We start from the raw sequence: 11,725 nt of genomic DNA, 5'->3' as shown, positions 1-11,725 counted from the left end.
GCGCTGGTGTGGACCTTCCTCGCAGCGACGGCCAGCCGCTGCAACAATAGCGAGCTGGCAGGCCGCGCAATTCTTCGAGCCGCAGAGCTGGATCCGAAGCTCTCACTCAAGCGAGCCGAACTGGCAATGAGCGCCTTCGTTTCGAGCGAGAACATCCACATTGTCCTTGCCTTGCTCGGCGCGGCAGGCCTGCACTGAAGCTTGGAAGTCCCTGGTGAAGGTTTCCATGGCGCCCCCGAGAGGATTCGAACCTCTGACCTACGGTTTAGGAAACTGGGAGGGGTGCAGCCGAGGCGCTCTCAGCGCGTTCTGGACCGACCCAACTTGGCAAAGCCTGACAAAGCGCATCCCTGCAAGTGCGTCAGAAAGCTGCAGAAGAAGCATCGAAAGAAAGGCAGGTTCTCAAATGCGACGACGCATCTGGAGCCGGTGCGACGATCCCGTGAACCAAAAACTCAGCGGGCAGAACGCCCCAGCGCGGTGAGGAACATCACGCTCTTGCCCTCGGCGTGCGGGGAGAAAAATTCGATGACTTCGTCGTCCAAGAACGTGAGGCCGGTTGCTCCGAAGCGCTGTGCGTAAGCCGCCAAGTACATCAATCCACCTCGAATGCCGCCTTCGAGCTGTGCGCAGCGGTAGCCGCGATCGCCTTTAGCTTCGAAGACGCGCTCGAGATCGACAAGGCAGTAGACATTGACCGCCGCATCGGCCGGAAGATCCTGGGAGAGGCCAAGCCTTCCCGCCACATCCCGAAAGTCTCCCTCACGCAGAAGCTCCAGGGCAGCGCGTGCGGGGTGGTAGAAATACGTGCCATTTGCAAGTCCCTCGACCGCGTGCACGATCAGATACAGGTCGATTCCAGCATCCGGCTCGTGACCCGCGAAGTCGGTAGGCAGGGGGCTACTCCCACGATCGAGCACCGTGGCGAGTTGAGCCAGCGAGATCGACGCCCCGCGATTGAAGATGCGGGTGGAACCGCGACGGCGTATGACACTCTCGAGTGACTCCCGAGGGAGATCCGCGTCGGCCGCCGGCGAAAGCGGGAAGAGGCGCCCGGCCAGAGTCGGCGGGGTTCTCGCCGGGGCGCTCTGACGCCAACTGGCGGCTTCTGCCCCAGTCGCCAACGACGAGGCTGCGTGGATCTCGCGAATCGCCGGGTAGTCCACCTCGGACTTCGAGAGGCGTTCCGTTTCGAGTGATAGATTCGCTGGCTTCGAAACAGCTTCCGCGGGGGCTTGCGTTTGGCCGAGCGCTACCAAGGTGAGCGCAGCTTCCCTCTCTGGGTCGAGGCCGAGGAGTTGTTCGACCGCTTCGTCGGCAAAGCCCATCACGATTTGGATAGGTAGCTGCTCCATCGTGGCGGCGGCCAACAGGTTGGCATGCAGGGTGCCTGAATCCCAGTAGCAGTGCCGGTAGGCTCGAGATTGGTACTTCCAGGCGTTGCGCCAGTACGTCGAAGCCGAGACGAGAATCGCGGTCGCCTTCGCGATCGCAGGCTCAGACCCGCTGGCCGCAACGAGAATCGCACGTTGGTCGCCCGTCCGGAGCTGGCGCAGGGCAAAGTCGTTCGGCGCGAAGTGGTAAACGCCGGCTGCCAGGTCCGCCAGCTCTGCACAGACGAGATACAGATCAATGTGATACAGCGCCCCGGTGTTCGAAGCCGCCCGGAAGTACATCTCACCGCCTGGGATCTGCTTGTGCTTGGTAATCCCTGCACAGAGATAGAGCACACGTGAGAGGGTAGATCGGTCAAGCTGCTGTTGGTTGGTTTGAATGCGCTGCGTTCCGAGCCTAAGGGCGTCGAGGGCGGGTAGCTCTTGTGGTGTCCACTCTCGGACTAGCGGCTGCGATCTGAGTCCGGCGTAGATTTTGAACGGCAGCGGCTGGTTTTGAAAGTCGAGGAAGTGTTGATTCCGGTGCAGACTCTGCTCGGAATGCTTGGTGGCATCGTGATAGGCGCGGGCGGCGCGACCCCGAGAACGCTCCATCTTCCGTTCTCCTGCGATTGATTCTCTCTTACAACCCCGCCCCCCGTCAAGATGCCAGACGAATCAGGTACACTCGGACCATGCGCGAGATCCTGCCAGGCATATTCAGTTGGGGTGTCCTGTCCGAGCGTCACGGTTATGACTTCAATGGGACCCTTGTGCGCGACCCAGCGGGAAATTTCTGCATCGACCCGGTGGAACCCGGCGAAGAAATCCTCAGCCGGCTGGCCCGTGAGGGCGTCTCGCGCATCCTGCTCACCAACCGCAACCACACCCGCGCGGCACGCCAGATTCATGAGCGTACCGGGGCCAAGATCGCGATCCATCCCTCCGATGCCGAGCACGCGCGCGGACAGGGCATTGCAATCGACGAAGATCTCAAGCCGGGGCAACGCCTGGGCGCCTTTACAGTCATCGGGTGTCCCGGAAAGTCCCCGGGAGAGATCGCACTTCACGACCCGAAGCGGCGACTCCTGATTGTCGGAGACGTGTTGATCGGAAATCCGCCCGGCAGTCTCTCACTGTTGCCGGACAAAGTGATCGACGACCCGGAACGACTACGGGAGAGCGTGCGAGTGCTGCTCAAACTCGACTTCGATGCGATCGTCGTCGGTGACGGTGTGTCGCTCACCAATGACGCGCGCGGCCGTCTCGAAGCACTCGTCGACAGCTTTTGAGTTTGGTTCCCAGAACATCCGGCCGCCCCGATCGGAGTGCGGTAGCTTCGCTATGCCTCGATTCCCCGCTTCCATCGCCATGACACTCCTCCGACCGCAGTATCGGTGGACTTCCCCCGCTTGACCAAAGTATCTAAAGGCGGGGGAAGTCCAGGGTCTTGGTCGTGCGCGCCTGTAGCCCGTCAGCAAGATTCGGAAATTTGAGCGGTCTATTCCAAGAGACACTTCACGGGGCCCAGCTTTTCCACTACGTCACCCCCACCAGCCACCTGTTTTCCCGCAAAGTCACATGCACCCCCACCCCGTGCTTTCCCGAAATATCACTCTCTATTCTTTATATAGGGTGACATTGCGGGAAAACGGGGAGTGAGTTGTGGGGGATGTGAGTTTGCGGGAAAGCGAGGGGAGGCGGGCCAGTTGCGGCGGCGTCCATCGAGCCGGCAACTGGACGCGGGTCTTCGCGCAACGCGAGCAGCTGAGGTTGCGCCCTCATCATGTTCGGGAACGAAAGGCAGAGCCCTCAAGGTGCGGGCTGAACCCTCACGACGATCAGCGTTCCGCCCTCGTCGGCCGTTCGAATGATCATGTCGCACTGTTCACCGGACTTCGAGTAGCGAAGCGACTTGATCGAGACGCCGCTCAGTGACTCGAGGCTCCACCCAGAGCGCAGCATTTCTCGCTGGATTCCGGCTAGGGCTTCCGTCGGAGAGGGGCTTCCGGTGTAGCGTAGATCTGCGATGCGCCGCCGGCCGCCGTTACTGATGTCGACGTATGAATGGTCGTAGTCGAGATCGAACTCTGGCGGAACCGGGATGTCTTCGAAGCGAGTGTCCTGCCAAGGCGCACCCGGCCGCTCGGGGGCCGGTGGCGCCATAGCCACGTCAGGGGGCGGCGCTGGCGGTGGGCTCTGTTCTAGCAGAGCGCAGCCGGTGAGCCAGATGCAGGATCCCAGCGCGCAGCCAATCGACGAAATCAACAACCTCCGGTACATGGCAAGCCTCCCGGGGCGGGCCCTATCTCTCGTGCAGTTTGATGTGAAGGTGCGTCTGAAGCTTGGGGGTGTCATCGGGCCCCGCCGACACTCCATCGTGCCACTCCTCGGTGCCGCTCGCGTCAGGCGCCGAGGAATGCTCCGAGTGGCGTTCGAGGATGATCTCGCAGACCTCGACCCCATTGGAGTACGACAGGGTCTTCATATTGATGCCCGTGAACCGCACTAAGTGCCACCCGAGAGGCGGCATCTCCTTTTGGTAGAAACGGATCACGTCGGAGACGATTGCATTCCCAATGTAGTTGAGATCAGCGCTGCGGATCGATCCCTGAAGAAAGACGTAGGACTCATCGGACATGAGCTCGAAATTCGGTGGGACAGGAAGGTCCGCGAAAGCGCTCCCTTGCAGCCATTCGTCTGAGTGAGGATTCCCTGTTGGCTGAGCTCGGGGGACCTCCCGGCTGGGCGAGGACTGCGTCGGCGGATGATCAATGAGAAAGGGCAGTTCTGGAAGCATCGCACACCCCGGCAACAGTGCGGCGGCAGCCAATACAATCAGCTGGACCGCGGCGACGCCAGGCAACTGAAGGATTTGGAACATCGTTCTAGTGTACTACATCCGCGCGTGCTCGAAGGGAGATAGGTGATCACCGAGGGCCCTCAGTGATCACCCCAAAACCGGCCAAAGGGCATGAAGTCGGCCGGGATAATGACGGCGCGCGAGGCAACTACCTTCGCGGGCTATGGCAAATGTTTTGGACTCTGGAAAACAACAACAAATACTGGTCGTATGGTGCCAATACTCGGCCCACTATAACGCGGCCCTCCGGTGGTAATATTTCAAGACACCGCCGAGCCTCTCTCGACATTCGACTACTGCGCCCAAATTTGGTGCGTCGATTAGTTTCTCGATCAACTCGTTGTCGAGCCCCTGATGGTTCCGCTCCAAATGGTAGTGCTGTGGATAGTTCGGATTGCCGCCATTTCCTTCCAGACGAGGTCTATTCCGCGGGCTCGATCCACGGCTGTGAGGGGAGGCGGGCCAGTTGCGGCGGGTCAGTGGCGCACCGCGCTCGCCGTACCCAGCGCCACTCGCGTTCCATCCGGCTTGTCGACCCAGACCTCGCAGTGCACCCGCGTCGCGTCACTCTCGGGTGTCTCCTTGAGCACTCTGCCGAAGGCCTGCACGTCCTCGTCGACCCAGAGCACATTGGTCAGCTTGAGCGACATGCGGCCACCCTGGAGCCAACCGATGCCAAAGGCCCTCTGCATCACCTCTGAGACGAAGCACGTCGTCATCATTCCCTGCACGACGATATTCGGGAAGCCAAGCTTCTTTGCCTGCTCCCGGTCCGTGTGGTAATTGGCGCCGGGTCCCGAGAACATCCAGCAGCGACGCGCGTCGATGTGCTTCTTCACAGAGTCGAGATCCGCACCGGTCGCAGTCGGGAAGGGTGGGCGTGCGCTCGTTTCGGGCTTCTTCTTCGCCGTTTCGTCATCCACCACGAAGCCATCTTCATGCTTCGTATCACGCGGAGGCAGGAAAGACTGGTAGGTGCGGCCGCGCACCAGCAAGCGCCCGTCGGAGATGTCGAAGAGATCGGTCTCGTTCAGTACATAGTCTCGTCCCCGCTTCTGGTAGCGGTCGACGATCGTGGAAACGGTCCGAACCGTGCTGCCGACGCGGATCGGTGAGAAGAACTCCCAATCCTGCTGCGCGTGCAGATTCCCAAACAGATTCTTCAGATACCAGTCGCCGACGAATTTGTAGCACTCGGAGTGGTGGAGGAGCGGCGGTGCCAGCTCGGGATGGCGATCGTCACGATCGTCGAGCGCGTCACGATAGAAGTCCACAACCTCCTGGGTGATCGCGTATTCGTTCGCACCGCAGAATCGGCCAACGTGGGCGGGCTCGCCTTTCAGGTTCATTTCGACGCCTCCGGGCCGGGCCTCTCCGGGCGGGCTCGCGGCCCGTCTGATGTCCCGACTCGGACAGATCCTAGGTTGTGGAGCGAAGATTGTCCCTGGCACGAAGCCTGCTCTCGAGTCGGGCATGGACTCCCACCACGCCCCCCCACCGCCGCTTTCCCGTAATGTCAGGGTCTACCTACCCTGTGCTTTCCCGAAATGTCACTCTCTATTCTTTATATAGGGTGACATTGCGGGAAAACGGGGATGAGCAGTTAGGCATGTGAGTTTGCGGAAAACGAGGGATGGAGGCTGGCCCGAACCGCGACAATTTGCCCGCACTGCGGCTTCGGTGGATTGCTTCCGGGTCCTTGCCCTTGTCGAGACTCTCCTTGGGATTCATGGCCCCGTAAAGTGTCTCTTAGATTAGGGCGTCCAGAAGTCCAGGTTCTGCTGACGGGAAACAGACCAGGATACGCGCCTGTTGCTCAACGTAGGCCTCTTGGCGATAAGCATCGTTCTGCTCAGTGCGATCTGGTCCAGCGTGCTTCCGGCACTGGCCATTCTGCGCGACGTGACACTCTGGGAGTACCTCGAGGGGACGACGGGCGAGGAGAAGCTAGTCCCAGTGACTCTTGCCGAGTTCGGGATCGCTCTCTTGTATGGACTCATGACCTACGTCTCTGTGCGCACCCTGCCGTCCTTGCTCGAAGTCGTCTTGCGCTTGCGCGGCACGACCGACTCGGGGAGCCGCCTCGCGTACGCGACTCTTGCTCGATACTTCATCTTGATCCTCGGTGTCTCTCTAATGGCCGGCACCGTGGGTTTTCACTGGAACAATATTCAGTGGTTGGTGGCGGCCCTGGGCGTCGGAATCGGATTCGGCCTACAGGAGATCGTCGCGAACTTCATCAGCGGCTTGATCATCCTGGTCGAACGTCCCATTCGCGTGGGTGACATCGTCACGGTCGGGGACGTCAGCGGTGTCGTAACCCGGATGCAGATTCGAGCTACGACCGTTACCAATTGGGACCGTCAGGAGCTGCTCGTTCCGAATCAAGAGTTCATTACCGGCCGAGTATTGAACTGGTCGCTCAGCGACGAAGTGATTCGTATCGTGCTCAACGTGGGCGTGGAGTATGGCAGCGATATGAGAACGTCCCTCAAGCTCATCTCAGAAGCTCTCGAAGAGAACGAACGAGTGCTCCGCGACCCGAAGCCCCTGGTCACCTTCGATGAGTTTGGTGACAACTCGCTCAAAATTACGGCCCGCGCTTACATCGGTTCGCTCGCCAACCGCTGGGAACTCGCGAGTGACCTGAATCTCGCCATCAACGACAAGCTCACCGAAGCCGGCATCGTCGTTGCGTTCCCCCAGCGCGACGTCCACCTGGACACCGCCTCGCCGCTCGAGATACGAATCCAGCCCACGGTGCGCGAGGGAAGCTCCTGAATCCTCGCTCCCGGGTCGGACTCTCGAGCGGGGCAGGCCACAGCCTCCGGAAAAGCCGGTGGACTTGACCCGGAACGGTGGACACCTCGGAGGCTAGCATTGAGCCAGCCGGAGGAGTCCAGTGAGTCATCAGCGATACACGCCAGAATTCAAGGATGAAGGCGTCCGCCAGGTCACCGAGAAGGGTCATTCGGTGCAAGAAGTCGCCACCCGTCTACGTTTCTACTACCAATCCGTAAATGCGTCCGAAGGAATTGGGCAAACACGGCGTCGGGTCGCCTCAAGCGATGGACACAATGCCGCGTTTGATGGCATAGTGGACGAGTTCAGCGCTGTTTCCGATTCCGAGACGCTTCATCATCTGATACTTGTGGAAGGCCACTGTTCTCGTCGAAAGTCGCAGCACGCTTGCGGCTTCCCTCATGGTGTGGCCCTCCGCCAGGAGTGTGAGTACCTCTCGCTGACGCGGGGTTAGCTCCTGCGCTTTCTTGTTCGAATTCGGCCTTTCGTGAAATCGGGTCATCCCCCTTGCTGCGAATGGGGTCACGTAGCGCTCGCCCGCAAGGGCGTGCTCAATTGCCGCAAACAGCTCCGAGGCGGCGGACTTCTTGAGCAGGTATGCGGACGCACCCATGCGGAAGGCGTCGGCGGCGAGATTTACGTCCTCGTTCACCGTTAGGAAGATGAGCGCGACCTCCGGCAGCAGCCGCTTGATTATTCGGCCGGCCTCCATGCCGTCTAGCCGGGGCATAGCAATGTCCAACACAATCAAGTCGGGCTCGAACTTCTGGGCGGCGGCCACCAGCGCGTGCCCATCGGTCGCAGTTCCCACCACGTCGAACCTAGGCTCGAGTAGCGAGGTGAAGGCCTCCAGCAGGAGGGCGTGGTCGTCGGCCAGCAATACACGCGGGCGCGTCATGGGGACCTCCAGTTCACCAAGGGTTCGACGATTTCAGGATAGTCTCAAAAAACGAACGGTGAAAGCATCTTCCGATCAGATCGGCGTAGGCAGCGGCACCCGAACGTCAACGCGCGTACCGCCTGATGGGTCGGATTTAATTGACATATTGCCCCCAATAAAATGCACTCGCTCACGCATGCTGACCAACCCGAGCCCTAATTTGTGTTGGTCTAAGCTGGGGTTAAATCCCACCCCCTTGTCTGTAACGGTTAGACGGATTTCACTGCGGTCTCCAAATAGCGCGACTTGCGCTTCGGCCACACCGCTGTGCTTCAGCACGTTACGCAAGGATTCCTGCACGATGCGGTATATGCATATCGATACATCGCTCGGAACGGCCTCCGGGACGCCATGATGGGAAAATTCGATCCTGAGGTTGTGATGCTCGGCCAACGTGTTGCAGAAACTCCGAACCGCGACGGTCAGACCAATATGCTCCAGACTGGAGGGATGAAGCTCATGGGAAAGGTTGTGGACATCTGTGGATAGCTCGTCGGCCACTGCCAACAGCTTCCGCATTCGTTGACTGATCGCCTTCGCGGATTCGGGTGGGTCCTGACTGGTTCGCTCCAGTTCAACCGCCAGCAGCGCTAGCTTCTGACTCAGATTGTCGTGCAACTCTCTGGCGATGCGGCCTCGCTCATTCTCCTGTGCCTCGATTAGTCGCCCGCTCAACTCTTGCACCGCATCCTGCGCCAACTTGCGCTCCGTAATGTTGGCCATAAAGCCGCGCAGCGTGTGGGGTATGCCTCCCGTGTCATCGACACTTACCACGTTATGGACCCAAATCACGCGACCATCCGACGCAACCATCCGGTAGTCAAAGTCAAAATCTTCGCATCGCAGCGAGGAACGGAGGTAATAGTCAAGTGCGAAGTCTCGGTCTTCGGGGTGAATACGGTCGATCCAGAAATCCTTTTCATACCATTGAACCAGCGGATATCCGAGGAACGGAACCGCTTGAGGACCAACATATGTAAACAGCCAAGTCTTGGCGTCGGCCTCCCAGGGGACGACGTCGGTCGATTCCAACAGACGCCGCAAACGCTCTTCGCTTGTGGCTAACTTCTCGGTCCGCACTCGAATGCGACCTTCGAGATGGTTGTTTGCTTCAACCAGCGCATCTTCAGCTCGCTTGCGACTGGTGATGTCCCGAACAACGCAACTCACTCCCACCACGATGCCTTCCTCGGAAATGACTGCATCATAACTGTGTTGAAAGATTCTCTTCTGATGCGGCATAGCCGGGGTTTCCGCCTCGACAGCGCCATCTACCACAGGCTCTCCGGTCACCATTACGCGGCGGAGTAGCGACTCGACCCCCGCGGATACGTCCGGAATCACGTCGCTGATCCTCCGGCCAAGGTGCGCCTCCACGGAAAGCCCGTTGATCGAGGCGAGCCAATAATTGATGTACCGGTAGCGAAGTTCCGTATCTAGAACGCACAGGCCGATGGGAGCCGTCTGGTATACATGCTTCAGCAATTTCCCGTCTTCGACTTCCATGTTCACGCCTGTTGTCATTGATCCATCGAGAATAGGACAAAGAAGCTGGGTTTTCCGAGAGTGTCGGTTTCGAAGTCGAGCGACTAGGACGCATTGACGACCTTGAGTCCAAATCCATGTGCAAGATCAGCGAGGAATCAGGGCGTCAGCATAGTAGAGGAAGCCCAATTGCGGAGGGCTCTCTGCCAGATCGCCCCAAGAGCGTCCCCCTGACGTTCCACTCACAGCCGCCAGGCGCAAGTGTCCAAACCGAGCCCGGGATGAGGCAACGAATACACGGAAGCGAGAATTCCGCCGCAACCTGGGATGCGGGTCGGGCGGGAGCGACCGGTGGTGCCCGGGGAGAGAGGCCCAACGAGTTCAAGAGGGCCCGAATCACCGAGGGTTGGATCCTTCTATTTATAGCAGCGCGGCGGCGATTCCCTCGGCCGCACCCCCGCACAGGGGACACACGAGAACTTCCGATTCGCGGGGCAGCGGAGCTGCCCAAGCGCTTAGCCGGCGGAGCCGGCACGCGGCCGCGAACACGCGCGCGATCCACTTCGCCCAGGGCAAGTACCGCGGACGAAAGAAGGAGCCCGCTTCTTGTGACGGGGGAGCGGCTGGAGTCGGAGGATCCGAACGATCCCGAATCACCGCCTCTCGCCACTTGGACCCCCCGCCGACACTGTCGCCAGCGCTTCGTCAGCAGAGCTGACTCGCGGGTGCGAAGACTCCGTGGGATCTCAGTGCATTGCTGCGGGGCCAGCCTGGGCCCTTCTCAAGCTGACGCATGCGATTGGTCGATAAGCTCTCGCTACCGATCGGAGGCCTCAACGCAGCAACTCATCACACTCGGTTACTGGAACGACGGAAGCGACGGCTGTTCTCTGCACAACCCGCAGGAGTTTACGGATCCGCGCTGGGACGTATCGCTGCGCGAATCAATGTTTCACTACCTTCGCTCGGGGCGCTCGGTTGCCCAGTACCTGGGATTTTCGTGGTGTCGCTTCGACTGCGGGATCGACGAGAGAGATGGGCTGTGCCGAACTGAGCGACGGCGTCTGGATCTGGCCCGAGGGACTCGCCCACTACGTCGCTTGTCGTGAGCTGGTGCTACCCAACGAGTTTGTCGAGCACGCTCGGGCGCACGGCTTTCAAGCTCCGGTACCCGTCTTCGAAGACGATGCCGAGGGTGACTTCAATTTCTGGCTGCAGTGGTGCGCGGCGAATACGAACGGCGATCCTGAAGCGCAACAACTTTGGCGGCGCACGCAAGAAGAAATTGAAACTGCTGATCGGGAGATCATCGGAAAGCTGATCGAGAAGTACGGCGGTCTGTCGGCGCAGACCTGTAATTGGGCGGGCTGCGAAGACCTCGCGCTAGTCGGACTGGCGTTCTGCCCGGCCTGCGCCCACCACAAGATGAACCACTGGCCTTGAGCAGGATCTCCAACCCATACACCCTCACGCAGGCCTGAATCCTACCCGCCCGCCGAATCACTTCCGCCTTCTCCTACGCGTCGGCTCTTGAGACTCTCGTCTCCCTTGTCGCGGTACCGCTCCTTCCATAGAGTAGAAGGTGGATCTTGCGACCCCAAAGCGACGGCACGCCCGATTCACGTTCCCGTTGGACTCCGCGTACTCGATTACTCTCTTCTTACGTCTGATCTCTCGCTGTTCTTCCGTCATCCAGATCCCCTCGGTCAATTGCTGCCATTATCATGACAGGAACTGTCCGGCTGGAACTGCAATTTCACAGACGCAGAAGCGGCCGACCGGTTGGATGCGGATCCTGAGACCAAGACGGAGCGCATAGGGGAATGAAGAGGGTGAACGGTCGGGCGAACAATGAGTTCTGGGCCAGCTTTGACCGGTTTCAGGCACACTTCAATGCGACCGAACCTCTGCAAGCTGGGCTCTACGACCTGAATCGCTACTCCTCTGTGGCTCGTGATTCTGACTGAGGGTCGGCGCGAATCGCAAGTAGCGAGGGGAAATGATCATGTCGCATCGGAATCATTGGACTGGAGTCATGCTGGTCCTGCTTCTGCTCACCATGTTGGCGGCGTGCAGTATCAAGAAGGGTGTCTATTCATTGGGAATTCCCGGTGTGTGGATCGAGCTGGCAGTTGAGTCTGCGCAGAAGCATGGCCCCATTATAGCTGCAACTCTACGTGAGAAGGATTTGGAGCTGCGCTACTTCACGAACGACGATGAGGACTGCCGAGCCGTGCTCGTAGCAGGCACGCGCGTGCGATA

The 11,725-nt window shown here is 59.8% G+C and carries 12 protein-coding genes; 6 read left to right on the top strand and 6 right to left on the bottom strand.

The window, feature by feature from the left end; all coding sequences use genetic code 11:
* Positions 1 to 198 (top strand): hypothetical protein (locus IH881_18535; GenBank protein ID MCH7869697.1); only part of this gene is annotated, 198 nt, incomplete at its 5' end.
* Positions 199 to 455: 257 nt separating this feature from the next.
* Here IH881_18535 and IH881_18530 read toward each other — a convergent pair.
* Positions 456 to 1,988, bottom strand: coding sequence for a SagB/ThcOx family dehydrogenase (locus IH881_18530; GenBank protein ID MCH7869696.1), 1,533 nt, complete (start codon positions 1,986 to 1,988; stop codon positions 456 to 458).
* An 80-nt stretch (positions 1,989 to 2,068) separates the two neighbouring features.
* Here IH881_18530 and IH881_18525 point away from each other — a divergent pair, with 80 nt between their 5' ends.
* Positions 2,069 to 2,665: an MBL fold metallo-hydrolase gene (locus tag IH881_18525; GenBank protein ID MCH7869695.1), complete on the top strand. Its 597-nt coding sequence runs from the start codon at positions 2,069 to 2,071 to the stop codon at positions 2,663 to 2,665.
* Positions 2,666 to 3,185: 520 nt separating this feature from the next.
* Here the strand turns inward: IH881_18525 and IH881_18520 are convergent.
* The 3 genes from IH881_18520 to IH881_18510 all read right to left on the bottom strand — a co-directional run bounded on the left by IH881_18520 (position 3,186) and on the right by IH881_18510 (position 5,585).
* A complete protein-coding gene (locus IH881_18520) occupies positions 3,186 to 3,641 on the bottom strand; it encodes a hypothetical protein (protein MCH7869694.1) in 456 nt (151 codons plus the stop codon).
* Between the two features lie 37 nt (positions 3,642 to 3,678).
* The gene (locus tag IH881_18515) at positions 3,679 to 4,014 is read right to left on the bottom strand and encodes a hypothetical protein (GenBank protein MCH7869693.1); all 336 of its coding nucleotides are present in this window, start codon (positions 4,012 to 4,014) and stop codon (positions 3,679 to 3,681) included.
* A 698-nt stretch (positions 4,015 to 4,712) separates the two neighbouring features.
* Entirely contained in the window at positions 4,713 to 5,585 is an 873-nt protein-coding gene (locus IH881_18510; GenBank protein ID MCH7869692.1) for a hypothetical protein, read from the bottom strand.
* Positions 5,586 to 6,066: 481 nt separating this feature from the next.
* On the opposite strand from IH881_18510, the gene IH881_18505 reads away from it, so the two are divergent.
* The gene (locus IH881_18505; protein ID MCH7869691.1) at positions 6,067 to 7,017 is read left to right on the top strand and encodes a mechanosensitive ion channel; all 951 of its coding nucleotides are present in this window, start codon (positions 6,067 to 6,069) and stop codon (positions 7,015 to 7,017) included.
* 280 nt (positions 7,018 to 7,297) lie between these two features.
* On the opposite strand, the gene IH881_18500 is transcribed toward IH881_18505, so the two are convergent.
* Positions 7,298 to 7,936 carry a response regulator transcription factor gene (locus tag IH881_18500; protein ID MCH7869690.1) on the bottom strand — a complete coding sequence of 213 codons (639 nt, stop codon included), beginning with the start codon at positions 7,934 to 7,936 and terminating at the stop codon, positions 7,298 to 7,300.
* Positions 7,937 to 8,011: 75 nt separating this feature from the next.
* The gene (locus IH881_18495; protein MCH7869689.1) at positions 8,012 to 9,484 is read right to left on the bottom strand and encodes a PAS domain S-box protein; all 1,473 of its coding nucleotides are present in this window, start codon (positions 9,482 to 9,484) and stop codon (positions 8,012 to 8,014) included.
* Positions 9,485 to 10,498: 1,014 nt separating this feature from the next.
* Between IH881_18495 and IH881_18490 the strand changes: the two genes are divergently transcribed.
* The 3 genes from IH881_18490 to IH881_18480 form a co-directional block, all read left to right on the top strand.
* Positions 10,499 to 10,906, top strand: coding sequence for a hypothetical protein (locus IH881_18490; protein ID MCH7869688.1), 408 nt, complete (start codon positions 10,499 to 10,501; stop codon positions 10,904 to 10,906).
* Between the two features lie 380 nt (positions 10,907 to 11,286).
* A complete protein-coding gene (locus IH881_18485) occupies positions 11,287 to 11,430 on the top strand; it encodes a fatty acid cis/trans isomerase (protein ID MCH7869687.1) in 144 nt (47 codons plus the stop codon).
* Positions 11,431 to 11,468: 38 nt separating this feature from the next.
* The coding region (locus tag IH881_18480) for a hypothetical protein (protein ID MCH7869686.1) at positions 11,469 to 11,725 on the top strand (257 nt) is incomplete at its 3' end.

This window comes from Myxococcales bacterium (assembly GCA_022563535.1).
Taxonomy (GTDB): domain Bacteria; phylum Myxococcota_A; class UBA9160; order UBA9160; family UBA4427; genus DUBZ01.
The sequence above is the reverse complement of the archived record's forward strand: the minus strand, read 5'-3'. Positions and strand labels throughout refer to the sequence as shown.